This is a genomic window from Mesorhizobium sp. KR2-14, assembly GCF_040049255.1.
GTDB lineage: Bacteria > Pseudomonadota > Alphaproteobacteria > Rhizobiales > Rhizobiaceae > Pseudaminobacter.
The window spans coordinates 505,585-529,391 of record NZ_JBDZDR010000003.1 but is presented as its reverse complement, the minus strand read 5'-3'; the positions used below and the strand labels follow the sequence as shown (position 1 = coordinate 529,391).

Here is a 23,807-nt window from a genome sequence, read left to right as displayed (position 1 = left end):
GCCAGCGCCGGCCGGGTCTTGCCGTCACCACGCCCGGCTTTCGCCGTCTGGTCATTGTCCCTCGACAAGCTCGGGATGAAGTCGGGAAGCGGGGCGCATGGCCATGCCTTCCTATGGTAATTCGTGGCACGGCTTCCGCGCCCCGCCGGTGCTCTTGCCCCCGCTCAGTCGCCTCCACATTCGCGTGGCCAGCCGCCGCCAAGGCCCGGACTTGGGGGTTCATCACCCAGCAACGCCACCGTTAGCGTCACCAGCCCGGACACCGACGCTTCCACCTGATACCCGGTGCGCACCAGGCTTCCCGCGGAAGCGGATTTGACCTTCAGGATAAGGGCCACCCGCCGCGCGTGGACAAGATTTTTTGAGGCGCGGGTGCGGTGTCGTTTGTCCACCTGCCGAAACACCGGAAATTCAATGGCCTGGCCGCGCATGCACGCGATGGGTGCTGGTGCGACCTGACAAAAAACCCGGATTTTTGTCCCCTTCTTTTGTCGTCGGCAGGCATCTCTCCTGACAGCAAGTTGTCAGGAGCTGTCAGTTATGCTGCGGCATCAATCAAGGGAGGGACGAATGCGCGACCAGGGTTTTGCCGATTTCGATTTCCTGATCGGGGAATGGAACATCAACAATGAATGCCTCAACGAGCGGCTGGCCGGCTGCACTGAATGGCACAGCTTTCCGGCCACCGCGCGCGTGGAAAAGGTGATGGATGGCTGTGGCAATCTCGACCAGATGTTCGTGCCCGCGCGCGGCTTCACCGGCATGACGCTGCGCCTCTACAACCCCGAGACAAGACTGTGGTCGCTCTACTGGTCCGACACAAAATCTCACCGGCTTTTTCCGCCGACGGTGGGAAAATTCGAAAACGGCCGCGGCGAATTTTATGGCGACGATGTCGAGGGCGGAAAGCCGGTGCGTGTGCGGTTTTTATGGACGGCGGGAGAAAGCCCGCGCTGGGAACAGGCTTTTTCGACGGATGGCGGGGGGAGTTGGGAGGTGAACTGGGTGATGAGGTTTGGGAGGAAATAATCCCGGTTTAACTTGCAAGGCGTCCAAGCACATCCTTCAATTCAGTGCTCGAGCGGCCCGCCAAAACCTTGGCTAAACTAAACCAGAGCCCGGGTCATGGCTAGAATTTCGCCAACCTGCCCGCTGTCAAGCAATCGAAGCACTGCCTTTACCGACTGGGGCTTCATCGTTCTGACGACACTATGCATTGCCGGAGAAGGATTTCCTCCGTAGCTCAGGACAGCAAGTTCTGAAAAGTTCTGCGAAAATGACGCGTATAGCGCGATGTCGAAATCGGACTCATAGTCCCTTCGATCAATAGCCCTTTCTGTGATTATAGCCATCAGCACTATTCCAAGTGCGCGCTGTACCTTGTGACGCTTCTCAAGGGGAAAACCAAAGGCTGGAAAACAGTACTCAACCATGAAATGAAGAGCCGCGAGAAAACCGGCCGCGTATTGCCTACGAAAATCTTCCTGCGTAGCTGCAAAGTTCCATGCAAACAGCTGAGCCGCCACCGTGTCCGCGATGACGTCAAGTTCTCCGAGCTTGTCCGGTCCGGCAGTTCTCTTCAGGGCCTGAACGTCTTCAAATTCTATAAGTCCCTGTGCGACATGATGTATTTCATGGAAGAGGTAAAGTTGTAGTGCGACCTTGCAGAACTCCTCTTCAGCGAGACCGCCAAAATCATTCTGCTTCCCGACCTCATAGATGAGGTTCAGCCCCCCAGCACTTATTTCGAGACGGTTATCGTGGAGCCGAAAACCTGCATCGTTCAGAGCGTCAGACACCGAGACCTCGAGAGTCGACAGTATCCCCGCCGCTCTTTTGGCCCCATTCGGCAATAATGCTATAGCGCTCTCACGGTTTTGCGTAACCTCGGCAACAATTTTATCGGCCACCGTCTGCCATTCAAAATACTGCAGGGCCATAATTACTCCCCGATAGCTCAAATGGGGTCCATGGGTACGCTATCGGCGCCCACGACGCAAGACAATCCAAGATAAAGAAAGATGTTGCGGCGCACGCACATCCGAGACTAACCTCGATTTAACTATAGATGGGTGATTTGATTACCCATGGGGAGGCGCGTTTTGGTTTTTTTGGCGGAGGGAGGAAAGAAATGGCAGAATGCTCAACGGACCGAACTACGGGTCGATCTCATAGGTGCATGGCAGATATGCTTTGATAAGGCTTGTCTTGCTAAATGTTAACCCTAAGCTTCAATCTAGGACCGCGGGTGTGCTAACTGCGGTAGATTGAAGGCCGATGGGACCCGAACAGGGTGCTTTCGGTAGAATCGAGGAGTTCGCTATGACACATCTTGAGGCGGCAGCGCTCGTATCGGACGGGCGCGGAGAATCGCGTCGAGGAGCAGAGACATCAGATCTCGGACAGTGGACGGTAGAGAACTTGGATGCTTTTGTGGTTGAGGACAGGACAGCCGCGCAGGGGATGAATATAAGCGCATGGGTCGCCTCGACAGTTGTGAAAGCTGCCGACTCGCAACTCGGAGGCGGCTCCTCTATCAATAGTGCTCTCTTAAGTGATTTGAGCGAATTCGTTTCACACATAGAGCGAATTCGCTATGAGGATCGCGAGCTTATCGAGAGAATTGAGCAGGAGGCATCGCGATTGTTGACGCGATTGTTGAAGTGACAGCACCGTTCTGGTTGTGATGCTTGCGTGGAGCGGCGAACGGAAGTTGAAGACTTCGGAGATTGCACGCTCTTCGATCAACAAATAAGGCGACGCCGGCACAGCCGCAACATGCAGCTGTTGTCGCGCGCCAGACAGAAGCGCTGATTGCGTTGGCCTATGAGAGACTGCCGGAACTGGCGAGCCGGAAGAGAAGGTAGCTGGAGCCACCCTCGTGGTTCGAGGCTCCGTTCCGCTTCGCTCCACTGCGCACCTCACCATGAGGATGGGGGTGTGCCGGCCTGCCATGAACGCGCGAGCGTTGTAGGTTAGCGCCGGTTGCGCTGGCCTATGAGCAACTGCCGGAACTGGCCAGCAGGAAGAAAAACGATAGCTGGAGCCACCCTCGTGGTTCGAGGCTTCGTTCCGCTTCGCTCCACTGCGCACCTCACCATGAGGGTGGGGGTTGCGCCGGCCTGTCGTGAAGATTGCGGGAATGTTGAAGGTTAGCGCGGCGACATTCCAGTAGCCCTCATGGTGAGGTGCCCGGCCCGCACGGCGCTAATTATTGTCCCGCAAGCCCGGCAGGGCCGGGCCTCGAACCACGAGGGCGCTAGGCCCCCTAGTTGTCACCCATCTTCAGCGCCTGGATAAACGCTTCCTGCGGGATATCCACCTTGCCGAACTGGCGCATGCGCTTCTTGCCTTCCTTCTGCTTTTCCAGAAGCTTGCGCTTGCGCGAAACGTCGCCGCCGTAGCACTTGGCAGTGACGTCCTTGCGCAGCGCGGAAATGGTTTCGCGCGCGACGATGCGGCCGCCGATGGCCGCCTGGATCGGGATCTTGAACATGTGCTGCGGGATCAACTCTTTCAGCTTCTCGCACATGACGCGGCCGCGCTTTTCGGCGGCCGTGCGGTGCACCAGCATGGAGAGCGCGTCCACCGGCTCGTCATTGACCAGGATCGACATCTTCACCAGGTCGCCCTCGCGATAGTCGGTGAGGTGGTAGTCGAAGCTGGCATAGCCTTTTGAGATCGACTTCAGCCGGTCGTAGAAATCGAACACGACCTCGTTGAGCGGCAGATCGTAGACCAGCATGGCGCGCTTGCCGACATAGGACAGGTCGGCCTGGATGCCGCGCCTGTCCTGACACAGCTTAAGGATGCTGCCGAGATAGTCGTCCGGGGTCAGGATGGTGGCGCGGATCCACGGCTCCTCGATGTGGTCGATCTTGACCACGTCGGGCATGTCGGCCGGGTTGTGCAGCTCTTTCACCGTGCCGTCGGTCATGACCATGCGGTAGACGACGGAGGGCGCGGTGGCGATGAGGTCGAGGTTGAACTCGCGCTCCAGCCGCTCCTGGATGATTTCGAGGTGAAGCAGGCCGAGGAAGCCGCAGCGGAAGCCGAAGCCCAGAGCTGCCGAGGTTTCCATCTCGTAGGAGAAGCTGGCGTCGTTGAGGCGCAGCTTGCCCATGGCAGCGCGCAGGTCCTCGAAGTCGGCGGCGTCGACCGGGAACAGGCCGCAGAACACCACTGGCTGGGCCGGTTTGAAGCCCGGCAGAGCGTGAGCGGTGGGGCGGCGGTCTTCGGTGATGGTGTCGCCGACGCGGGTGTCGGCCACTTCCTTGATCGAGGCGGTGATGAAGCCGAACTCGCCGGGGCCGATCTCGTCGGCCTGGATCATCTTTGGCGTAAAGAAGCCGGTGCGCTCGACCGGATATTTTGCGCCGGTGCCCATCATGCGGATGGTCTGGCCCTTCTTCAGCACGCCGTCGATGACGCGCACGAGCACGATGACGCCGAGATAGGCGTCGTACCAGCTATCGACCAGCATGGCTTTCAGCGGGGCGGTGCGGTCGCCCTCGCGCGGGGGCGGAAGCTGGTGGACGATCGCCTCCAGCACGTCCTCGATGCCGATGCCGGTCTTGGCCGAGATGTAGACCGCCTGGGAGGCGTCGATGCCTATGACCTCTTCCACCTGCTCCTTGACGCGCTCGGGCTCGGCGGCGGGCAGGTCGATCTTGTTCAAGACCACGACGATCTCGTGGTTCTTGTCGATGGCCTGGTAGACGTTTGCCAGCGTCTGCGCCTCGACGCCCTGGGAGGCGTCGACGACGAGCAGAGAACCTTCGCAGGCGGCCAGCGACCGCGAGACTTCATAGGCGAAGTCGACGTGGCCGGGCGTGTCGATGAGGTTGAGGACGTATTCCTCGCCGTTGCGGGCCTTGTAGTTGAGGCGCACGGTCTGCGCCTTGATGGTGATGCCGCGCTCCTTCTCGATATCCATGTTATCGAGAACCTGCTCCTTGCCGGCCATTTCGCGCGCGTCGAGGCCCCCGGTCATCTGGATGAGCCGGTCGGCGAGCGTGGACTTGCCATGGTCGATATGGGCGACGATGGAGAAATTGCGGATGTGATCGAGCGCTGTGGTCATGGGCGCGCATTTAGCAGGGGCAAGAACCTTCCACAAGCGCCGCGAAGGAGAAGCCGCGCGGCGGATGCTCAATCATAGGTGAGGTCGGACGCCTTGCCGCCGAAGACGCGGTAGGCGTAGAGCGAATAGCCGAGGATGACCGGCAGCACGAACAGCGTGCCGACCAGGATGATGGCGAGGCTTTCGGTGGCCGCCGCCGCCTGCCAGATGGTGAGCTTTTCCGGCACGACATAGGGGTAGAACGACCAGGCCAGGCCACAGAAGCCGAGCGTGAAGATGGCGGCAAGCGTGAAGAAGGGCAGGATGGAGTGGCGGTCGCGCTCCTTGGGCAGATGAAAGGTCTGCCACCACAGCCAGACGAACAGGATAGCCGAAACGATAGGCAGCGGGGCGAGATAGATCATGTCGGGCAGCACGAACCAGCGCTCGAAGATGCGCTGGCTGGCCAAGGGCGTCGCCATCGACACGGCCACCATGCCGAGCGCGGTGAGCACCAGCGCGCGGCGCAGCCAGTGCACCGCCTTTTCCTGCAGGGCGCCTTCGGTCTTGTAGATCAGCCAGGCCGCGCCCATGGCAGCGTAGGAGGCCGCCAGGCACAGCGCCACCAGCAGCCCGAAGGCGAAGGCGGCAGCACCCCTCTGCAGCCCCAGCACATAGACGCCCAGCATGTAGCCCTGCGCCAGCGAGGCGATCAGCGAGCCGGCGAAGAAGATGGTGTTCCAGCGGCGCTTGCGGTGCGAGGGCACCTTGGCGCGGAAGTCGAAGGCGACGCCGCGCAGGATGAGGCCGAACAGGAGCAGGAAGACGGGGATGTAGAGCGCGCTGAGGATGACGCCGTGGGCGTAGGGAAAGGCGGCCAGCAGAAGCCCCGCCGCCAGCACCAGCCAGGTTTCGTTGGCGTCCCAGAACGGGCCTATGGCCGAGATCATCACATCCTTCTCATGGTCGTCGGCAGCGGCAAAGAGGATGCCGATGCCGAGGTCGAAGCCGTCGAGAACGACATAGATGAGGATGGACAGGCCCATCAGGCAGGCGAAGACGAAGGGCAGTATGGTGGCCCAGTCGAGGCTCATGGTTCATGTCTCCCCTTCGCTTGGTGGTCAGGCAGCGCCGCCGTCATGACGCTCACTCCGTGCCGTGCACCGGCTGCGACAGCGGCCGATCGAGCACGCCCGGCAGCGGCGACTGGTCGCCATCCCTGGCCGCCTTCATCGACAGATGCACCAGCGTGCCCATGTAGACGACGATCAGTATGAGATAGAGGATGAGGTAAAGGGTGAGGGTGAGCGCCACATGGCTGCCGGCGACCGGCCCCAGCGCATCCTGCGTCGTCAGCACGCCGGTGACCAGCCAGGGCTGGCGGCCGATCTCGGTGACATACCAGCCGGCCAGCGTGGCCACCCAGCCGGAAATCGTCATCGGCACCAGCACATAGGCAAGCCATCTGGGCAGGTCGCGCCGGCGCCACAGGAACCAGGCGGCAAGCCAGGATACGACCAGCATGACGATGCCCGTGCCGACCATGAGCCGGAAGCCCCAGAACACCGGCGACACCGGCGGGTGGTTGCCCACGAAATCGTTGAGGCCCGGCACGATGCCGCTGGCGCTGTGGCGCAGGATGAGGCTGGCGCCGTTGGGGATGGTGATCTCGTACCTGTTCTCGCGCGCCTTCTCGTCGGTGATGGCAAACAGCACCAGCGGCACATTGGGCCGCGTCTCCCAGTTGGCCTCCATGGCCGCGACCTTCTGCGGCTGGTGCTCCAGCGTGTTGAGCCCGTGCAGGTCGCCGGCGTAGATCTGGATCGGGATGAGGACGGCGGCGGTGTAGACGCCGGTGCGCAGCGCCTTCCACATGGAATCGGAGCGGTCGCCGGCAAGATAGCGCAACGCCGAAAGGCCGGCGATGAAGAAGGACACGGTGAGACCCGAGGCCAGCAGCATGTGGACCAGCCGGTAGAGGAACGACGGGTTGAAGACGATCGCCCACCAGTCGGTAGCATAGGCGACGCCATCGCGAACCTCGAAGCCCACCGGCGTCTGCATCCAGGAATTCAGCGCCAGGATCCAGAAGGCGGATACGGTGGTGCCGAAGGCGACCAGCACGGTGGCGGCGGTGTGCACCTTGTTGGACACGCGGCGGAAGCCGAACAGCATGATGCCCAGGAACACCGCCTCCAGGAAGAAGGCCGTGAGGATCTCGTAAGCCAGCAAGGGGCCTGCGATGTTGCCGACATGCTCCATGTAGCCGGGCCAGTTGGTGCCGAACTGGAAGGTCATGGTGACGCCGGTGACGACGCCGATGGCGAAGGACAGCGCAAAGACCTTCACCCAGGTGAAGTAGGCGCGCATCCAGGCCGGGTCGGAGGTGGCGTTATAGCGGAGCTTGAAGAAGAGGAGGACCCAGCCAAGGGCGATGGTGATGGTCGGAAACAGGATGTGAAACGAAATGTTCGCAGCAAACTGTATGCGCGACAGCATCAGCGGGTCCATGAAGCATGCTCCTGCTCTCCCCCGAAAGGCAAGATAGGGCAATGGCCGCAAACGGTCAAAGCGGCGGCGTGGCGCAGAAGTGGGGCGTGCCGGTCGCTCTTCCGGCCAGATGTCTCAGGCCGCATGGACTTCCACCGTGACATGCGACAGCCGGGGCAGGTCGACGAGCAGGGCCTTGTAGGATTCGGGCGACATGGGCTGCGCGGAGACGATGGAGACGACGAGCCCCAGATGGCCGGGGCCGAGCCGCCAGAGATGAAGGTCGGTTACGCGGTCGCCATCGCGCTCGAGCCGTTCGCGCACATTGCGGGCCAGCCCCGGATCGCCACGGACATCGAGCAGCACCGCGCCCGAAGCGCGCAGCAAGCCGAATGACCAGCTGGCGATGACCACGGCACCGACGATGCCCACCATGGCGTCCATCCACAGCCAGCCGAAGAAGCGCCCGCCGAGAAGCCCGAGGATGGCCAGCACCGAGGTCAGGGCATCGGCCAGCACATGCAGGTAGGCCGAGCGCAGATTGTGATCGTCATGGGCGTGGGCATGGGCATGGCGATGCTCGTGGCCGGGCTCGTCATGGTGGGCGTGATGATGATGCCGAGCCGACAGCAGCCAGGCGCTGGCCAGATTGACCGCAAGGCCCAGAACCGCGACCGCGATGGCCTCGTCGAAACGGATCGGCACCGGATGCGCGAGGCGCAACGCGGATTCGACGCCGATCAGCACCGCCACGATGGCCAGCACGATGGCGCTGGTGTAGCCGGCGAGCTCGCCGAACTTGCCGGTGCCGAAGGTGAAGCGTTCGTCATGCGCATGGCGGCGCGCGAGCGCGTAGGCCGCGGCTGCGATGGCAAGCACCCCGACATGGGTGGACATGTGGAACCCGTCGGCCAGGAGCGCCATGGAGCCGAACGCCAGGCCGGCAACGATTTCGCCCACCATCATGACCAGTGCGAGCCCGACCACGATGAAGGTGCGGCGCGCATTGCGGTCGTGATGCTCGCCGAGGAAGAGGTGGTCGTGGGTGAAGCGTTCGTCTTCGGGCAGCGTGTTCATGGCCGGCCTCTCAAGGGCATCCGGTGATCTCGCGGAACACCGAAAGCCTGTCTTCAGCGGAGCGCTTTTTGGATCTCCGGATCGTTGACGTGGCTCATGCGGATAAGCTTATCCCCGGTGTGGGATAGGGCAAGTGATGTCGGCGGACGCGATCTCAGCGGCCAGCATGGCGCAGAACAACATGTATACTTGCAGGTGAAACGGCGAGCGGCTATCAAGATCGACAGTGTTGGGACCCGCTTGGATGCTATTCTTTTCCTTTACGAGAATCGGCCTTTCCTGGATCATATCTATAGCACTGATTGGGCTGTTTTATTTCATCGCCAGAGGCGATAGCCTGGGCGAGACGATTAGTTACAACACGCGCCTTCCGAGCACGGTAGCGGTATTTTCTGCCCTGAGCATGCAGCAAACAGCAATCCGAGGCTCATTCAAGCTATTCCTGACAGGAACCGTCCTTTTCCTGGCGACCCTCCCTGTCTTTGCGTTCTTGACCGGCGCACCCCGTTTCATGTTCAAATTGACGGGCAACAAACCTCTCGACTATGCCATACTTTATGGGACATTCTACTTAGCGCTTTCCTTAACGTTATTCATAGCGACTTGGCTCACTCTCAAGAAGCAGACCATCAAGCCGGACTGAGTCGACAATATATTTCTCACACCACCTTGCACAGGCGCAGCAGCGCCATTGCCTCCAGCGGCGTAGCCTTTCCTGAAGGCGATATAGGCGGCCTCCTCCTCGCAGTGGAAGCGGCGCTTGAAGGCCGCCTGCCCTTGCAGGTTGAAGACGTGGCGGTTGACAAGGGCCGAGCGGTAGGCGCCGATTGACATGCCCGCCAGAAGGCGCTTTCGTCAAAACCGCTTTCGCGAATTCTCGGCCAGGGCTACACCGAGCGCGTGATGCCGCCGTCGATGCGGATGTTCTGACCGGTGATGTAGCTCGACTTCTCGCTGGCCAGGAAGGCAATGAGCTCCGAAACCTCCTCCACGCGGCCGTAGCGGCCCATGGGGATGCGCTCGCGCCGCTCGCCGGTTTCGGGCAGGCTGTCGATGAAGCCCGGCAGCACGTTGTTCATGCGCACGTTGTCGGGCGCGTATTTGTCGGCGAAGAGTTTTGTGAAGGCGGCAAGGCCGGCGCGGAACACGCCCGAGGTGGGAAACAGTGCCTCCGGCTCGAAGACGGCATAGGTCGAGATGTTGACGATGGAGCCCGATTTCTGCGCCTGCATGACCGGCGTGACCAGGCGCGCCATGCGCACGGCGTTGAGCAGATAGGTCTCCATGCCGAGATGCCAGTCCTCGTCGCTGATTTCCAGCACCGGCGCGCGCGGCCCGTGGCCGGCGCTGTTGACCACGGCGTCGATGCGGCCCCACTTCTGCATGGTGGCATCGACCAGGCGCTTGAGGTCGTCGTTGGAGCGGTTGGAGCCGGTGACACCGATGCCGCCAAGCTTTTCGGCCAGTGCCGCGCCCTTGCCCGACGAGGACAGGATCGCGACGTGGAACCCCTCCTCGGCGAGCTTGCGCGCGGCATCCGCGCCCATGCCGCTGCCGCCAGCGGTGATGATGGCCGTCTTCAGTTCCGACATGCTTTTCCCCCACGCCCTCCGGCGGCCGCGCAGCGCGCGGCGGCACAACCGTATAGACAAGGGGTAACCCCACCGGCACGGCCGGGCAAGCCGCTGGACCAGCAGGCGAGCGGCCGTGGCGCCGTGGCCGCCACCTTGACGCGGCGCGGCGGCTTTGCCAGACATCGCGGGGACGGGCCGGAGTTTCCAGCCGGGTGCCGATGTGGCGCCCTGCGCCATGTCCGCGGAGAACGAGTTGAGCCTATCCGGTTTTGTGCAGCTTGCCGCCTCGACGGTGATCTTCCTGCTCGCGGCGACCTGCGCCAAATCCTGGGCGCTGACGCCCACGCTCGGCAAGCTGGCGCTGACGCTGGCGCTCTATTCGGCGGGCAACCTGGTGATGCTGCGGCTGGTGCGCGAGTTCGGCATGGCCTCGGCCTTCAGCCTGTCGGCGGTGATCCAGCTGGTGGCGATCAACGTGATCGCGCTGGCCTTCTTCGGCGAGCGGCTGAGCGCGGTGCAGAGCGGCGGCGTCGTGCTGGCCATCCTCGCGGTCGGCCTCATCACGCTCGGGTCGCAGGCCGGCGGGCAGTAGTTCCGCAATCATGCCTTGGCAGAACCCCTGGCGACTGCAGGCAGTCGGCCAGGAAGAGGCTCGCCGGCATCCGGCCGAGCGAATGCGGCAGCCGCTCCGGCATGATATGATCCGAAAACCTTCGGCGTGGAGCGGCATCGAATGCGGCCGGCGACCAGCCGTGGGTGGAAACGGTGGATCATGCAGCAGGACCTGGCCATCCTCTCTGCATTCGCGTTCGTCTACGCCCTGATCGCGGGGCGGCTTGAGCGCACGCCGGTTGCCGGCGCCCTCGTCTTCACCGCCTTCGGGCTGGCCGTCGGTCCGGTGGGCCTGAATTGGCTCACCTTGGATGTTCATGCGCAAGGCCTTCGCACCCTCGCCGAACTCACGCTGGCGCTGGTGCTGTTCACGGATGCGGCCAATGCCGATCTCAGTGTGCTCAGGCTCAGCTACACGATCCCCGAGCGTCTGCTGCTGATCGGCCTGCCGCTGACAATCCTGCTGGGGACCACTGCCGCCGACCTGCTTTTTCCAGGGCTCGGAATGATCGAATGCGCGCTGCTGGCCACCATGCTGGCCCCCACCGATGCGGCTTTGGGCAAGCCGGTGGTGACCAACCCCGCCGTTCCCCCGCCGATCCGCGAAGGCCTGAATGTGGAGAGCGGCCTGAACGACGGCATTTGCGTGTCGGTGCTCCTGATCCTCCTGGCCTTTGCCGCCGAACCGGCCGGCGCCGGGTGGGAACTGGTTGTTACCCATTTCGCGCAGGAAATCGGGATCGGGCTGGTTGTGGGCGCGGGCTTTGCCTTCGTCGGCGTGTGGGCGCTTCGCCTTTCAGCGCGACACGGCTGGCTGGGCCAGGCATGGCGGCAGCTTCCGGCAATGGCGCTGGCGCTCGCTTCCTTCGGCGCGGCACAGGCACTGGGCGGGAGCGGCTTCATCGCCTGCTTCGTCGGCGGCATCGTGGCCGGCGGGATGGCCCGGCACCGTGAGCAGAAGCACGAATTGCTGCTTGCGGCGGAAGGCTCCGGCGATCTTTTCGGCCTTCTGACCTGGGTGCTCTTTGGAGCAGCGGTGATTGGCCAGGCGCTGGGGCGGCTGAGCTGGGAGATTGCCGTCTATGCGGTCCTGAGCCTCACAGCGGTTCGGATGATACCAGTGTGGCTGGCCCTGGCCGGCACGGACCTGAAGGCGGACGGCAAGCTCTTCCTGGGCTGGTTCGGCCCGCGCGGCCTGGCGAGCATCGTGTTTGCCATCATCGTCCTGGATGCGAACCTTCCGGGCAGCGAGACGCTGACGGCAACGGTCGCCTGGACGGTGATCCTCAGCATTCTGGCGCATGGTCTGACCGCCAGTCCGCTGGCCGAGGTCTTTGCCCGGCGCAACCGCACCGTGAAGGCCCCGATCGCCTAGCCGGGCTGGCAATACATTGAACGGCAAGAAAGCAAGGGGCGGAGACGCGCCAAACGCCCTTATGATGTCTGCCCGTTTGTGCTAGCGGCAACTGCGAAACGGAGGAAACGCACATGCGGCCACAGCCTTCGGGCATTTTCGGCAAGATCGAGTTCGCGGTTCTTCTCGCGGCGCTGATCGTCGCGGGCGGGCTGTGGGGGTTCGTGGAACTGATGGAAGTGGCGCGCGACAGCGCCCCGCACGGCTTCGACACCGAAATCCTGCTGGCGCTGCGCACACCCGGCGACCTTGCCACGCCGATAGGGCCGCGCTGGCTGCCGGATGCCATGCGCGACCTGACCAGCCTCGGCAGCGCGGCCGTGCTGATCTTCATCACCGCGGCCGCGATCTTCTACCTGCTGGTGGAGCGAAAGCCGCTGGCGGCGCTGTTGGTGCTGGTGGCGGTGGCAGGCGGCCAGGTGCTGAGCAGCCTACTGAAATTCGGCATCGACCGGACGCGACCCGACGTGGTGCCGCATCTGGCCGAGGTGCACACGATGAGCTTTCCGAGCGGCCACGCGATGATGTCGGCCGTGACCTTCCTGACGCTGGGCGCGCTTTTGGCGCAGACGCTGCCCGACCGCGCCACCAAGATCTACGTGTTGACGGTGGCTGTGCTGGCAACGCTGGTGGTGGGCTTCAGCCGGCTCTATCTGGGCGTGCACTGGCCCTCCGACGTGGTGGCCGGATGGTGCGCCGGGGCCGCTTGGGCGATGCTGTGCTGGCTGGCCGCGCGCTGGGTGCGGCGACGCGCCCGAGCGCTCGGCAGCGCTGATGCTTCATAAATCTCAATTCATGCTTGAAACATCATCATGACTGTATCATACATGCATATTGCGGACTCAGACGGGAGCTCTTGCCAGTGATCACAGCAGCGCAGATGCGCGCCGCAAGGGCGCTGGCCGGCATCGACCAGAAGACGCTTGCCGAGCTGGCCGGCGTTTCGCTTCCGACCATCCAGCGGATGGAAGCGAGCGATGGACTGGTGCGGGGCGTGGTCGACACGCTGATGAAGGTCATCCAGGCGCTGGACGGCGCCGGGGTGGAGCTCATCGGAGACAACCAGCCGAGCGAAGGCGGCGGCCGGGGCGTGCGCCTCAAGGCACCGGCCGAGCGCGGCAACGGCTGATTTCGCAACCGGCGCGATCCGAAGCCTGCAAGGCGCAGGAAAGGACGCTCCGGCACGAGACGCCGCGCAGACGCGCCGGACGACAGGCCGGCAAGCCGAAGCGGGCAAGTGAAGTGGTTCAAGTGTTGCCGATGTGCCCGAACGGGCGCGCGGCGACGCGTTCGCGACGGCGACCGCCGACAGTTCACGCCGACGATCCCCGCCGCGCCAATTGCGGAGGGCTGCGCATGGACGCGCGCCAGAAATCTGTTTCCAACCCGGCGCAGCCGAGCTTCGCCGAACTGTTCACGCCCAAGCTGGTGACGGTGCTGCGCGAAGGCTATGGCCTGCCGCAGTTTCGCGCCGACCTGATCGCCGGCCTGACGGTTGCCATCGTGGCGCTGCCGCTTTCCATGGCGATTGCGATTGCCTCGGGCGTGGGGCCGGAACGCGGCCTGTTCACGGCTATCGTCGGCGGCTTCCTGGTTTCGCTGCTGGGCGGCAGCCGCTTCCAGATCGGCGGGCCGGCCGGTGCCTTCATCGTGCTGGTGGCCGCAACCGTGGAGCGCAACGGCGTCGACGGGCTGATCCTGGCCACGATGATGTCGGGCGTGTTCCTGGTCGCCACCGGCTATCTCAGGCTCGGCACATACATCAAGTTCATTCCCTATCCGGTGACGGTGGGCTTCACCGCCGGCATCGCCGTGATCATCTTCTCCAGCCAGCTGCACGACCTGTTCGGTCTGACGCTGGCCGGCAAGGAGCCCGGCGAGCTGCTGCCCCGGCTGCGCGCGCTGGGCGAAGCGGCGGGCACGGTGAACGCCGCCGCCGTGGCCGTGGCGGTGCTGACCATCGGCATCATCGCCGGCCTGAAGCGCTGGCGGCCGGGCTGGCCCGGGTTCCTGATTGCGGTGGCCGTGGCCTCGCTGGCGGTGGCGGTATTCGGCCTGCCGGCCGAGACAATCGGCACGCGCTTCGGCGGCATTCCGCGCATGCTGCCGGAGCCGGCGCTGCCCCACTTCACCACCGAGAAGGTGCTGGCCGTGCTGCCGGACGCCATCGCCTTCACGCTGCTGGGGGCGATCGAATCCCTGCTCTCGGCGGTGGTGGCCGACGGCATGACCGGGCGGCGGCACCGCTCCAACTGCGAGCTGGTGGCGCAGGGCTTTGCCAATATGGGCGCGGCACTTTTCGGCGGCATCTGCGTGACCGGCACGATTGCCCGCACCGCCACCAATGTGCGCGCCGGCGCGCACGGACCGGTTTCGGGCATGCTGCATGCGCTGTTCCTGCTCGCCTTCATGCTGGTGGCAGCACCGCTGGCCAGCTACATCCCGCTCGCGGCCCTGGCCGGCGTGCTGGCCGTAGTGGCCTGGAACATGATCGAAAAGCCCGCGGTGGCCGCCCTACTGCGCTCGTCCGTCGGGGACGCGCTGGTGCTGGTGGTGACCTTCGGCCTCGTCATCTTCCGCGACCTGACCACCGGCATCGTGGTGGGCTTTGCGCTTGGGGCGCTGCTGTTCATCAACCGCATGGCCAAGGCGATCGCGGTGGAGGCGCATGTGCCGATGGCGGAGGAAGACGTGGCCGACACCGCCAATGACGAGCGCAGGGCCTATGACCCGGCGACCGCCAGCGACCCCGACACGGTGGTCTACCGCATTTCCGGCGCCTTCTTCTTCGGCGCCGCCTCCGCCGTGGGCGCCGTTCTGGACCGCATCGGCGACCACCGGCAGAACCTGGTGCTCGACTGCTCGGCGGTGCCGTTCCTCGACTCGACCGCGGCCAATGTGATCGAGGGCGCGGTGCGCAAGGCGGGCCGGGAAGGCCTGCGCGTCTTCGTGACCGGGGCGGCCCCGCAAGTGCGGCGCATGCTGATGACCCACGGCGTGAAGCCGCCGCATGTGCGCTACAAGGCGACCATTGCCGGTGCGCTGGCGCAGATTGCGGCCGAGCGGAGCACGCCGGCCGGCTAGAGCGGCGGCCATCCTGACGGATGGCCTTAGGCCGCTCCGGCAATGTCTTAGCCGTATTTGTGCAACGCCGGGCGATTCCGCCTGGCTGCAAACAGCTCCAGAAATCGCAACCCAGGCCTTGACAGCGGCGGCTTGCGGGCCAATACTTAACTTCATGGTTAAGTATCAAGAAGCCAATCTCGACCGCGTCTTTGCCGCCCTTGCCGATCCGACCAGGCGAGCCCTGCTTGCCCGGCTGGAGGCAGAGGAAAGCCTTTCGGTGAGCGAGCTGGCACAGCCCTTCCCGGTCTCGCTGCCGGCGGTGATGAAGCATCTGGACGTGCTGTCGGATGCCGGGCTGATCAGCCGCGCCAAGACCGGGCGCACCGTTGCCTGCCGGCTGAACGCCGGTCCGATGGAGGAAGCAATGAACTGGCTGAATCGCTACGAGCGCTTCTGGAACGGCAGCCTCGACCGGCTGGCGAATTTTTTGGAGAAGGAATGATGCTGGACAAGCCAAGCCTGACCCTGAAGCGCCGTCTGAACGCGGCGCCGGCGAAAGTGTACGCCGCCTGGACCGAGCCCGAGCGGCTCATGGGCTGGTGGGGACCGCGCGAGGACGACGAACCGGTGCTGGCCGAGACGGATGTGCGCCCCGGCGGCCGCTTCCGCCTCGTCTTTCGCGCCGCCGACGGCGAGGAGTTCGACGTGCGCGGCGTCTATCGCGAAGTGGTGCCGGCCGAAAGGCTGGTTTTCAGCTGGGCCTGGCGCTCGACCCCGGAGCGCGAGTCGCTGGTGACGCTGACGATGCGCCCCGACGGCGACGGCACCATGCTGACGCTGCACCACGAGCAATTCTTCGACGAGGCCGCACGCGATAGCCACCGCATGGGCTGGATGGCGGCGCTCGACAGACTGGAGAGGCAGTTTTCCTGATCGCAGATCCACCAAGGGAGAAGACAGATGCAATCGCACAAGATCGTCTCGCAGCAGGAATGGATGGAAGCCCAGAAGGCCCATCTGGTGAAGGAAAAGGAATATACCCGGCACCGCGACCGGCTGAACGCCGAGCGCCAGGCGCTGCCCTGGACGCGGGTGGAGAAGGAGTACGTCTTCGACACGCCGCAGGGCAAAAAGACGCTGGCCGAGCTGTTCGAAGGGCGCAGCCAGCTCGTGGTTGTGCACTTCATGCTCGGGCCGGACTGGAAGGCGGGCTGCGTCGGCTGCTCCTTCGGCGCCGATCATCTCGCCGGCCCCGACCAGCACCTGAAGCATCATGACGTGACGCTGGTGACCGTGTCGCGTGCACCGCTGGCCCAGATCGAGGCCTACAGGAAGCGCATGGGCTGGAAGTTCGACTGGGTGTCGTCCTTCGGCAGCGACTTCAACTATGATTTCGGCGTGTCCTTCCACAAGGAGGACATCAAGAACGGCAAGGCGATCTACAACTTCGCCCCGCTCGACTTCGACATGGAAGAGCTGCACGGCATGACCGTGTTCTACAAGGACGAGGACGGCAACATCTACCGCACCTTCTCGCAATATGCGCGCGGCGACGAGGACAAGATCAGCACCTACGCCATCCTCGACCGCACCCCCAGGGGCCGCAACGAGAACAGCGCCATGGACTGGGTGAAGCGCCACGACGAGTATCCCGACGAGGACAAGCACATCGCGGCGATGCTGACGTCGTCCTGCTGCGGGTGATTTAGGGAGGACTTCGCAAAGCGCACCTTTCATTCGCTTCGCGGCAGCTCTTTTCCCAAGGCAGGGATATCGCATGTGATTTGGTGAGCCCGGCGGGCTTGTACCCCCACCCCTAACCCCTCCCCACAAGGGGGAAGGGAACTTTGCTGCACGGCTGCTCAGCACCAACCTTCAGCGCATTTTTCTAGTGGCTAAGGTGGCGAAATCGTCCCCCTCCCCCTTGTGGGGAGGGGCTAGGGGTGGGGGTCATTCCTGGGTGCGTAGCACAGTGGCGGGGAATAGCCTCCCACACGCCAGCCAAAAAAGCTCAGCGCAGGGCCAGCAGCGCGGCCAGCCCGATGCTGCCGACGACCAGCCGCCACCAGGCGAACGGGGCGAAGCCGCGGCGCGAGACGTAGTCGAGCAGGTGGCGCACGACGAAGACGCCGGCGACGAAGGCAGCGATGAAGCCGGCCGTGATGATCGGCAGGTCGGCAGCCGACAGCGCGTCGCGGTTCTTGTAAAGGTCGTAAGCGAAGGCGCCGGCCATGGTGGGCATGGCCAGGAAGAACGAGAATTCGGCCGCCGAGCGCTTGTCGGTGCCCATCAGAAGCGCGCCGACGATCGTTGCGCCCGAGCGCGAGGTGCCGGGGATCATCGCCAGGCACTGGAAGAAGCCGATGGCCAGGCAGGCCGGCAGCGGGAAATCCATCACGTCGTGGTATTTCGGCGTCAGCTTCAGCCGGTCGACGCCCAGAAGCACGATGCCGCCGACGATCAGCGTGATGCAGATCAGCATCGGGGATTCGAACAGCACCGTCTTGATGAAGTTATGCGCCATCACGCCGATGACGGCCGCGGGCAGGAAGGCCAGCAGGATGCCGGCCACGAAGCGCCGCGTGCGGGCGTCGCTCGGCAGGCCGGTGACGATCTTCCACAGCCGCCCGAAATAGACGGTCAGGATCGCCATGATGGCGCCGAGCTGGATAAGCACCTCGAAGGCCTTGCCGGTGGACTCGAAGCCGAGGAAATGGCCGGCCAGCAGGATGTGGCCGGTGGACGAGACCGGGATGAACTCGGTCAAGCCCTCGAGCAGGCCAAGCAGCAGGGCTTCGATGATGGTCTGATGTTCCATGAATATCTCGACGAGGCGGGGGAGCGATGGGGCTTGCTTGTCACGACGCGGAACTGTCCCTATACCGATGCGCCTTGACCGCCCGATGAATCGGGCAGAGATAGAACTACTGGCGCGGCCGAAAAATGACCAGCGCAGTTTTCGCCACGGAACCATGCTGACCCTTTTCCATCATCCCATGTTCGCCTCCTGTCGTTTCGTCCGTCTCGCCTTCGGCGAATACGGCGAAGAGTTGGCGCTGATCGAGGAAAAGCCGTGGCTGCGCCGCCGTGAATTCCTGGTGCTCAACGCCGCCGGCACGCTGCCGGTGCTGCTGGCCGAGGGTGACGTGCCGATCATCGGCGCCGGCGTGATCGCCGAATATCTCGACGAGACGCGCGGCGTCTTGAAGCGCGAGCGGCGCCTGTTCGCCGAGGACCCGATGGAGCGCGCCGAAATCCGCCGGCTGGTGGACTGGTATCTGGTCAAGACCGAGAGCGAGGTGACCAAGCACCTGGTGCGCGAGCGCGTGCTGAAGCCGCTGATGCCCAACGAGATGGGCGGCGGCTCGCCGGATTCAGGCGCCATCCGCGCCGCCCGCTCCAATATCCGCCAGCACATGAAATACACCAACTGGCTGGCCGGCACCCGCCACTGGCTGGCCGGCCCGCGCATCACCTATGCCGATCTTGCCGCCGCCGCCGCCATTTCGGTGCTAGACTATCTCGGCGAGATCGACTGGAGCGACCACGCCGCGGCGCGCGACTGGTACACGCGGGTGAAGTCGCGTCCCTCGTTCCGCCCGCTGCTCGGTGACCGGGTGCGCGGCATTTCGCCGGTATCCCACTATGCGGACCTCGATTTCTGACAAGCCCGAAAAGGGCGAGCGCCTGCGGCAGATGATCGACCGCGAGGCACGCCGTGCCGGCTTCGACGCCGTGGCCGTGACCTCGCCGGAGGCGATCCCGCAGGCCCCTGCCCGGCTGGCCGAATTTCTGGCCGAGGGCTTTCACGGCTCGATGGTCTGGATGGCCGAGACTTTCGCGCGCCGCGCCGACCCGAAGACGCTTTGGCCGGACGTTCGCTCGATCATCGTGCTGGCCATGAATTACGGGCCGGAGGATGACCCGCGCGAATTGCAGGCTCAGGCCGATCGCGGCGCGATCTCGGTCTATGCCCGCAACCGCGACTATCACGACGTCATCAAGGGCCGGCTGAAGGAAATCGCCGGCAAGATCGTGGCGCAGGCTGGCGGCGACGTGAAGGTGTTCGTAGACACCGCCCCGGTGATGGAAAAGCCGCTGGCAGAAGCCGCCGGCATCGGCTGGCAGGGCAAGCACACCAACCTGGTCAGCCGGCAGTACGGCTCCTGGCTGTTTCTGGGCACCATCTTCACTACGGCGGAGATCGCGCCTGACGTGGCCGAAACCGACCATTGCGGCTCGTGCCGCGCCTGCCTCGATTCCTGCCCGACCAATGCCTTTCCCGCGCCCTACAAGCTCGATGCGCGGCGCTGCATCTCCTATCTGACCATCGAGAACAAGGGGCCTATCCCGCACGAATTCCGCGCGGCGATGGGCAACCGCATCTATGGCTGCGACGACTGCCTGGCCGCCTGCCCGTGGAACAAGTTCGCGCGGGTTGCCTCCGAAGCGAAACTGGTTGCCCGCGACGACCTGCGCGCGCCGAAGCTGGCCGATTTTCTCGTCATGGATGACGCGGCCTTCCGCTCATTCTTCTCCGGCTCGCCGGTCAAGCGCATCGGCCGCGACCGCTTCGTCCGCAACGTGCTGATCGCCGCCGGCAATTCTGGCGAACGCGCGCTGATCCCGCCTTGCGAAAGCCTTTTGTCCGATCCCTCGCCGCTGGTGCGGGGCGCGGCGGTGTGGGCCCTCTCACGCCTGATGGAGCCGGCGGATTTTGCCGCGCTGGCTGAGCGGACAAGGACGGAAGACGACGCCGAGGTGCATCGGGAATGGATTTTGGCAACCGGCCAGCCGGAAACAATCGGGGAACATGCATGAGCGCGATAAGAATGTTCATCTTCGGGGCCGGTTATTCCGGGAAGGCGGTCGGCCGGGCCAAACCTGATGCGAGCATCCGGATTGCCGGCACCACGCGCTCGCCCGAAAAATTCGAGGCGCTGCGGCAGGCTGGGATAGAACCCTTCGTCTTCGACGGGTCGCTGACCGATGAACTGGCCGGAGAGCTTGCCGCAACGACGCACCTGCTGATCTCCATTGCGCCCGACGAAGCCGGGGACCCTGTGCTCAACGCTGCGCGCGAAAAAATCCTGCACGGCATGCCGAAGCTTCAATGGATCGGCTATCTCTCAACCGTCGGGGTCTATGGCGACCATGGCGGCGCGTGGGTGAACGAAACGGCCGAGTGCCGGCCGGTGTCGCGCCGCTCGGTGATGCGGCTGAAGGCCGAGCAGGAATGGTTGGCGCTGGGCGCGGAAACCGGCCTGCCGGTGGCGGTGATGCGCCTTGCGGGCATCTACGGGCCGGGACGCAACGCCTTCATGAACCTGACCAACGGCACCGCCAAGCGGCTGATCAAGCCGGACCAGGTGTTCAACCGCATCCACGGCGAGGACATTGCCGGCGCGGTGTGGGCGCTCGCGCAGCAGGATAAGGGCGGCATTTTCAACGTGACCGACGACGAGCCTGCGCCGCCGCAGGACGTGGTGACCTATGCGGCCAGGCTGATGGGCGTGACGCCGCCGCCTGAGATTCCCTTCGAGACCGCCCAACTTTCGCCCATGGCGCGGTCTTTCTATGGCGAGAACAAGCGCATTTCCAACGCGGCGATCAAGGCAGCCGGCTATCGCTTCCGCTATCCGGACTATCGGGCGGCCTTCGACGCGATGTGGGAAGCGGGCGGCTGGAACGAGGGCGAGGCGCGCAGCCCGATGAAGCGCGGATGAGAGGCAGGAGAAGCCGCAAAGGGCGGCTGGAACACACCGAGCGATCATTTACACTTCGCTAACCGGGGCGTTCCAAGCTTGTCGGCAAGGGGCCGGATGGACATGCGCATGAACACTTTGCTTCGGACGGCAACCCGCCTGGTCGCGGCGGTCGCAACGGCGGTTTCGCTTTCGGTGCTGGCGGAGCCGCACGCCCATGCGGAAGAGCTGGCCAAGGATTTGTTCGGCGGCCAGAGGCTGCCGGGGGCGACCGCGCCAAAATCCTTCGGCTTCTATTCCAAGGGCTGTTTTACCGGCGGCATGGCGATCGCCACCGACGGGCCGACCTGGCAGGCGATGCGACTGTCGCGCAACCGGCGCTGGGGCCACCCGACGATGATCCGCCTGATCGAGAAGCTGTCGCAGGACGCGGTGGCCGACGGCTGGCCAGGGCTGCTTCTGGGCGACATCTCGCAGCCGCGCGGCGGGCCGATGCTGACCGGCCATGCCTCGCACCAGATCGGGCTGGACGCCGACATCTGGTTCACGCCGATGCCCGACCGACGGCTGACGCCGACCGAGCGCGAGAACATGAGCGCGACCTCGCTGGTGAATGAAAAGACCCATCTGGTGATCGACGGGCTGTGGACGCCGGCGCATGAGCGGCTCTTGAAGCGCGCCGCCAGCTATCCGGAAGTCGAGCGCATATTGGTCAATCCCGGCATCAAGAAGAAGCTGTGCGACACGGTGAAGGGCGATCGCGCATGGCTGCGCAAGGTTCGCCCGTTCTGGGGCCACGACTACCACTTCCACGTCCGCATCGGCTGCCAGCCCGGCTCGGTGGGCTGCAAGGCGCAGGAGGCGACGCCGCCCGGCGACGGCTGCGACAAGTCGCTGGCCTGGTGGTTCACTGAGGAGCCGTGGCGCCCGAGCAAGAACCCGGACGCACCGAAAGCGCGCGACGTGATGACCATGGCGAGCCTGCCCAAGGAATGCCGCGCCGTGCTGGAAGCTCCCTCGCCCGTCTCCGAGGCCGCGGTGACGCTGGGCGGCATGGGCGCATCGGCGGTGGCTTCCACCTCCGAGCCGGTGCGGCCGACCGTTGAGGTGGGCGCGCCGCCGATTTCGGCCAGCGCCTTTGCGCCCACGCCCGACAACCGCATCCCGATGCCGCTGCCGCGCCCGGCAAATTGAGGCGCGGCCGGGCGCGACAGCCGCGCCGGCAAAATCGGCCGCCATAGGCCCATGGCCCCTTTTACGCAGCCGCGAGCTTGGCTATAGGTTTCAACCGATTTAGCTATGGGAAGGCACTTCCAGGTGGCATCTCCGCTCCGGCTGGCGCTGATTGCGCATGACGAAAAGAAGGACGACATGGTCGCCTTCGCCCGGGCGCATGCGGGCTTCCTGGCCGGATGCGATCTGGTGGCCACCGGCACCACCGGCGAGCGCGTGACCGAAGCCTGCCCGGAACTCGAGGTGCGGCGGCTGAAGAGCGGCCCGCTCGGCGGCGACCAGCAGATCGGCGCGCTGATCGCCGAAGGGGCGGTCGACGCGCTGATTTTCTTCGTTGATCCGCTGACGCCGATGCCGCATGACGTGGATGTGAAGGCGCTGATGCGGCTGGCGATCGTTTACGACATACCGCTTGCGCTGAACCTCGCCACGGCCGAAATGATGCTCAAGCGGCTGCGCCAGCCGTGAATTTGGAGACGACGATCAGAATGGCTTTTGTCCGAGACGAGGATCCCGTGCTGCAGTTTCCGATCCTGATCGGCGACATTGGCGGCACCAACGCCCGCTTCGCCATCATCGTCGACGCCAATTCCGAGCCGGGCGAGACGCCGGTGGTGCAGACGGCAAACTATGCCTCCATCGACGATGCCATTCAGCGGGCGGTGCTGGACCACACCTCGCTGACCCCTCGCTCGGCGGTGCTGGCAGTGGCGGGCCCGGTGGACAGCGATGAGATCGCGCTGACCAACTGCCCCTGGGTGGTGCGGCCCAAGGCGATGTTCGAGACGCTCGGCCTTTCCGACATCGTGGTGCTGAATGACTTCGAGGCGCAGGCGCTTGCGGTGGCCGCGCTCGGCGAAGAGCATATGGAGAAGATCGGCGGCGGCGAGCCGGAGCCGAATGCCGGCCGCGTGGTGCTGGGCCCCGGAACCGGGCTGGGCGTGGCCGGGCTGATCCACGCCTGCCACAAATGGATTCCCGTTCCGGGCGAAGGCGGGCACATGGACATCGGCCCGCGCACGGCACGCGACCGCGAGATCTTCCCCCATCTGGAGCCGATCGAGGGCCGCATTTCGGGCGAGCAGATCCTGTGCGGGCGCGGGCTGGTGAGCTCCTACCGGGCGATTGCGGCCGCCGACGGCAGGGAGCCGCGCTTCACCACGCCGGCGGAGATCACCGCCGCGGCGCAGGAGAAATCGGACAAGGTGGCCGAGGAGGCGCTGAAATTCTTCGTCACCGCGCTTGGCCGCACGGCGGGCGATGTCGCGCTGGTGTTCATGAGCCGGGGCGGCGTCTATCTCACCGGCGGCATCGTGCAGAAGATCGTACCGGCCCTGAAGGAAGGCGGCTTCCGCGACGCTTTCGAGGACAAGGCGCCGCACCGCGAACTGATGCGCAGCATGCCGGTCTATGTCATCACCCACCCGCTGGCCGCTCTGGCCGGGCTGGCCGCCTACGCCCGCACGCCCTCGCGCTTCGGCGTGGAAACCGCCGGCCGGCGCTGGAGCAGATAGGCGGCTTTCTCGCCCTTGGCATCGCCTGAGCGCTCGCTGCATCGGGGCCACAGCGACGAT

At 64.5% G+C, this 23,807-nt stretch carries 25 protein-coding genes and 1 pseudogene; 17 read left to right on the top strand and 9 right to left on the bottom strand.

The window, feature by feature from the left end; translation table 11 throughout:
- Window positions 1-164: 164 nt before the first annotated feature.
- A complete protein-coding gene (locus ABLE86_RS11540) occupies window positions 165-431 on the bottom strand; it encodes a hypothetical protein (protein WP_348779082.1) in 267 nt (88 codons plus the stop codon).
- A 139-nt stretch (window positions 432-570) separates the two neighbouring features.
- On the opposite strand from ABLE86_RS11540, the gene ABLE86_RS11535 reads away from it, so the two are divergent.
- A complete protein-coding gene (locus ABLE86_RS11535) occupies window positions 571-1,029 on the top strand; it encodes a hypothetical protein (RefSeq protein WP_348779081.1) in 459 nt (152 codons plus the stop codon).
- Window positions 1,030-1,106: 77 nt separating this feature from the next.
- Here ABLE86_RS11535 and ABLE86_RS11530 read toward each other — a convergent pair whose 3' ends face one another.
- Window positions 1,107-1,940 carry a hypothetical protein gene (locus tag ABLE86_RS11530; RefSeq protein WP_348779080.1) on the bottom strand — a complete coding sequence of 278 codons (834 nt, stop codon included), beginning with the start codon at window positions 1,938-1,940 and terminating at the stop codon, window positions 1,107-1,109.
- A 382-nt stretch (window positions 1,941-2,322) separates the two neighbouring features.
- On the opposite strand from ABLE86_RS11530, the gene ABLE86_RS11525 reads away from it, so the two are divergent.
- Complete coding sequence (locus ABLE86_RS11525; protein WP_348779079.1) at window positions 2,323-2,667, top strand: hypothetical protein; 345 nt, start codon at window positions 2,323-2,325, stop codon at window positions 2,665-2,667.
- 601 nt (window positions 2,668-3,268) lie between these two features.
- Here the strand turns inward: ABLE86_RS11525 and lepA are convergent.
- The 4 genes from lepA to dmeF form a co-directional block, all read right to left on the bottom strand.
- Window positions 3,269-5,083 carry a translation elongation factor 4 gene (lepA, locus tag ABLE86_RS11520; RefSeq protein WP_348779078.1) on the bottom strand — a complete coding sequence of 605 codons (1,815 nt, stop codon included), beginning with the start codon at window positions 5,081-5,083 and terminating at the stop codon, window positions 3,269-3,271.
- A gap of 68 nt (window positions 5,084-5,151) precedes the next feature.
- Complete coding sequence (locus ABLE86_RS11515; protein ID WP_348779077.1) at window positions 5,152-6,156, bottom strand: cytochrome d ubiquinol oxidase subunit II; 1,005 nt, start codon at window positions 6,154-6,156, stop codon at window positions 5,152-5,154.
- 52 nt (window positions 6,157-6,208) lie between these two features.
- Window positions 6,209-7,573, bottom strand: coding sequence for a cytochrome ubiquinol oxidase subunit I (locus ABLE86_RS11510; RefSeq protein ID WP_348779076.1), 1,365 nt, complete (start codon window positions 7,571-7,573; stop codon window positions 6,209-6,211).
- A 114-nt stretch (window positions 7,574-7,687) separates the two neighbouring features.
- The gene (gene dmeF / locus ABLE86_RS11505; protein ID WP_348779075.1) at window positions 7,688-8,629 is read right to left on the bottom strand and encodes a CDF family Co(II)/Ni(II) efflux transporter DmeF; all 942 of its coding nucleotides are present in this window, start codon (window positions 8,627-8,629) and stop codon (window positions 7,688-7,690) included.
- 244 nt (window positions 8,630-8,873) lie between these two features.
- On the opposite strand from dmeF, the gene ABLE86_RS11500 reads away from it, so the two are divergent.
- Window positions 8,874-9,272, top strand: coding sequence for a hypothetical protein (locus tag ABLE86_RS11500; protein ID WP_348779074.1), 399 nt, complete (start codon window positions 8,874-8,876; stop codon window positions 9,270-9,272).
- Window positions 9,273-9,288: 16 nt separating this feature from the next.
- On the opposite strand, the pseudogene ABLE86_RS11495 reads toward ABLE86_RS11500, so the two are convergent.
- Together ABLE86_RS11495 and ABLE86_RS11490 are read right to left on the bottom strand one after the other, a co-directional pair.
- Window positions 9,289-9,495, bottom strand: a pseudogene (locus ABLE86_RS11495) (hypothetical protein); the annotation flags it as partial.
- Window positions 9,496-9,516: 21 nt separating this feature from the next.
- The gene (locus ABLE86_RS11490) at window positions 9,517-10,221 is read right to left on the bottom strand and encodes an SDR family oxidoreductase (RefSeq protein ID WP_348779073.1); all 705 of its coding nucleotides are present in this window, start codon (window positions 10,219-10,221) and stop codon (window positions 9,517-9,519) included.
- A 235-nt stretch (window positions 10,222-10,456) separates the two neighbouring features.
- Here ABLE86_RS11490 and ABLE86_RS11485 point away from each other — a divergent pair, with 235 nt between their 5' ends.
- From ABLE86_RS11485 to ABLE86_RS11450, 8 genes are all read left to right on the top strand, one after another.
- Window positions 10,457-10,795, top strand: coding sequence for a hypothetical protein (locus tag ABLE86_RS11485; RefSeq protein WP_348779226.1), 339 nt, complete (start codon window positions 10,457-10,459; stop codon window positions 10,793-10,795).
- Between the two features lie 180 nt (window positions 10,796-10,975).
- Window positions 10,976-12,190, top strand: coding sequence for a cation:proton antiporter (locus tag ABLE86_RS11480; protein ID WP_348779072.1), 1,215 nt, complete (start codon window positions 10,976-10,978; stop codon window positions 12,188-12,190).
- A gap of 113 nt (window positions 12,191-12,303) precedes the next feature.
- A complete protein-coding gene (locus ABLE86_RS11475) occupies window positions 12,304-13,014 on the top strand; it encodes a phosphatase PAP2 family protein (RefSeq protein WP_348779071.1) in 711 nt (236 codons plus the stop codon).
- A 77-nt stretch (window positions 13,015-13,091) separates the two neighbouring features.
- On the top strand, window positions 13,092-13,358 hold the full coding sequence (locus ABLE86_RS11470; protein WP_348779070.1) for a helix-turn-helix transcriptional regulator: 267 nt from the start codon (window positions 13,092-13,094) through the stop codon (window positions 13,356-13,358).
- A 227-nt stretch (window positions 13,359-13,585) separates the two neighbouring features.
- Window positions 13,586-15,313, top strand: a complete 1,728-nt coding sequence (locus ABLE86_RS11465; RefSeq protein WP_348779069.1) for a SulP family inorganic anion transporter — start codon at window positions 13,586-13,588, stop codon at window positions 15,311-15,313.
- A 154-nt stretch (window positions 15,314-15,467) separates the two neighbouring features.
- Entirely contained in the window at window positions 15,468-15,797 is a 330-nt protein-coding gene (locus ABLE86_RS11460) for a metalloregulator ArsR/SmtB family transcription factor (RefSeq protein ID WP_348779068.1), read from the top strand.
- Window positions 15,794-16,228 carry an SRPBCC domain-containing protein gene (locus ABLE86_RS11455; RefSeq protein WP_348779067.1) on the top strand — a complete coding sequence of 145 codons (435 nt, stop codon included), beginning with the start codon at window positions 15,794-15,796 and terminating at the stop codon, window positions 16,226-16,228. Before ABLE86_RS11460 ends, ABLE86_RS11455 begins: the two co-directional genes overlap by 4 nt.
- 27 nt (window positions 16,229-16,255) lie before the next feature.
- Window positions 16,256-16,999, top strand: a complete 744-nt coding sequence (locus tag ABLE86_RS11450; protein ID WP_348779066.1) for a thioredoxin family protein — start codon at window positions 16,256-16,258, stop codon at window positions 16,997-16,999.
- Between the two features lie 307 nt (window positions 17,000-17,306).
- Here the strand turns inward: ABLE86_RS11450 and ABLE86_RS11445 are convergent, their stop codons facing one another.
- Entirely contained in the window at window positions 17,307-18,113 is an 807-nt protein-coding gene (locus ABLE86_RS11445) for an undecaprenyl-diphosphate phosphatase (RefSeq protein ID WP_348779065.1), read from the bottom strand.
- A 154-nt stretch (window positions 18,114-18,267) separates the two neighbouring features.
- On the opposite strand from ABLE86_RS11445, the gene ABLE86_RS11440 reads away from it, so the two are divergent.
- The 6 genes from ABLE86_RS11440 (at window position 18,268) to ABLE86_RS11415 (ending at window position 23,747) form a co-directional block, all read left to right on the top strand.
- Entirely contained in the window at window positions 18,268-18,960 is a 693-nt protein-coding gene (locus ABLE86_RS11440) for a glutathione S-transferase family protein (RefSeq protein ID WP_348779064.1), read from the top strand.
- Window positions 18,941-20,116, top strand: a complete 1,176-nt coding sequence (gene queG, locus ABLE86_RS11435; protein ID WP_348779063.1) for a tRNA epoxyqueuosine(34) reductase QueG — start codon at window positions 18,941-18,943, stop codon at window positions 20,114-20,116. The genes ABLE86_RS11440 and queG overlap by 20 nt, the downstream gene beginning before the upstream one ends.
- A complete protein-coding gene (locus ABLE86_RS11430; protein WP_348779062.1) occupies window positions 20,113-21,021 on the top strand; it encodes an SDR family oxidoreductase in 909 nt (302 codons plus the stop codon). Before queG ends, ABLE86_RS11430 begins: the two co-directional genes overlap by 4 nt.
- A 108-nt stretch (window positions 21,022-21,129) precedes the next feature.
- A complete protein-coding gene (gene mepA, locus ABLE86_RS11425) occupies window positions 21,130-22,194 on the top strand; it encodes a penicillin-insensitive murein endopeptidase (protein WP_348779061.1) in 1,065 nt (354 codons plus the stop codon).
- A 123-nt stretch (window positions 22,195-22,317) separates the two neighbouring features.
- Window positions 22,318-22,701, top strand: coding sequence for a methylglyoxal synthase (locus ABLE86_RS11420; protein ID WP_348779060.1), 384 nt, complete (start codon window positions 22,318-22,320; stop codon window positions 22,699-22,701).
- 20 nt (window positions 22,702-22,721) lie between these two features.
- Window positions 22,722-23,747: a glucokinase gene (locus tag ABLE86_RS11415; RefSeq protein ID WP_348779059.1), complete on the top strand. Its 1,026-nt coding sequence runs from the start codon at window positions 22,722-22,724 to the stop codon at window positions 23,745-23,747.
- Window positions 23,748-23,807 lie beyond the last annotated feature (60 nt).

Excerpts from the sequence above, each read along its gene's own strand:
- ABLE86_RS11440 (WP_348779064.1), top strand. The coding sequence starts at position 18,268 with ATGCTGACCCTTTTCCATCATCCCATGTTCGCCTCCTGTCGTTTCGTC.
- lepA (WP_348779078.1), bottom strand. The coding sequence starts at position 5,083 with ATGACCACAGCGCTCGATCACATCCGCAATTTCTCCATCGTCGCCCAT.
- ABLE86_RS11525 (WP_348779079.1), top strand. The coding sequence starts at position 2,323 with ATGACACATCTTGAGGCGGCAGCGCTCGTATCGGACGGGCGCGGAGAA.
- ABLE86_RS11510 (WP_348779076.1), bottom strand. The coding sequence starts at position 7,573 with ATGGACCCGCTGATGCTGTCGCGCATACAGTTTGCTGCGAACATTTCG.
- ABLE86_RS11455 (WP_348779067.1), top strand. The coding sequence starts at position 15,794 with ATGATGCTGGACAAGCCAAGCCTGACCCTGAAGCGCCGTCTGAACGCG.
- mepA (WP_348779061.1), top strand. The coding sequence starts at position 21,130 with ATGAACACTTTGCTTCGGACGGCAACCCGCCTGGTCGCGGCGGTCGCA.
- ABLE86_RS11475 (WP_348779071.1), top strand. The coding sequence starts at position 12,304 with ATGCGGCCACAGCCTTCGGGCATTTTCGGCAAGATCGAGTTCGCGGTT.
- ABLE86_RS11480 (WP_348779072.1), top strand. The coding sequence starts at position 10,976 with ATGCAGCAGGACCTGGCCATCCTCTCTGCATTCGCGTTCGTCTACGCC.
- ABLE86_RS11540 (WP_348779082.1), bottom strand. The coding sequence starts at position 431 with ATGCGCGGCCAGGCCATTGAATTTCCGGTGTTTCGGCAGGTGGACAAA.
- ABLE86_RS11535 (WP_348779081.1), top strand. The coding sequence starts at position 571 with ATGCGCGACCAGGGTTTTGCCGATTTCGATTTCCTGATCGGGGAATGG.
- ABLE86_RS11450 (WP_348779066.1), top strand. The coding sequence starts at position 16,256 with ATGCAATCGCACAAGATCGTCTCGCAGCAGGAATGGATGGAAGCCCAG.
- ABLE86_RS11415 (WP_348779059.1), top strand. The coding sequence starts at position 22,722 with ATGGCTTTTGTCCGAGACGAGGATCCCGTGCTGCAGTTTCCGATCCTG.
- queG (WP_348779063.1), top strand. The coding sequence starts at position 18,941 with ATGCGGACCTCGATTTCTGACAAGCCCGAAAAGGGCGAGCGCCTGCGG.
- ABLE86_RS11430 (WP_348779062.1), top strand. The coding sequence starts at position 20,113 with ATGAGCGCGATAAGAATGTTCATCTTCGGGGCCGGTTATTCCGGGAAG.
- dmeF (WP_348779075.1), bottom strand. The coding sequence starts at position 8,629 with ATGAACACGCTGCCCGAAGACGAACGCTTCACCCACGACCACCTCTTC.
- ABLE86_RS11490 (WP_348779073.1), bottom strand. The coding sequence starts at position 10,221 with ATGTCGGAACTGAAGACGGCCATCATCACCGCTGGCGGCAGCGGCATG.
- ABLE86_RS11515 (WP_348779077.1), bottom strand. The coding sequence starts at position 6,156 with ATGAGCCTCGACTGGGCCACCATACTGCCCTTCGTCTTCGCCTGCCTG.
- ABLE86_RS11530 (WP_348779080.1), bottom strand. The coding sequence starts at position 1,940 with ATGGCCCTGCAGTATTTTGAATGGCAGACGGTGGCCGATAAAATTGTT.
- ABLE86_RS11465 (WP_348779069.1), top strand. The coding sequence starts at position 13,586 with ATGGACGCGCGCCAGAAATCTGTTTCCAACCCGGCGCAGCCGAGCTTC.
- ABLE86_RS11445 (WP_348779065.1), bottom strand. The coding sequence starts at position 18,113 with ATGGAACATCAGACCATCATCGAAGCCCTGCTGCTTGGCCTGCTCGAG.
- ABLE86_RS11500 (WP_348779074.1), top strand. The coding sequence starts at position 8,874 with ATGCTATTCTTTTCCTTTACGAGAATCGGCCTTTCCTGGATCATATCT.
- ABLE86_RS11460 (WP_348779068.1), top strand. The coding sequence starts at position 15,468 with ATGGTTAAGTATCAAGAAGCCAATCTCGACCGCGTCTTTGCCGCCCTT.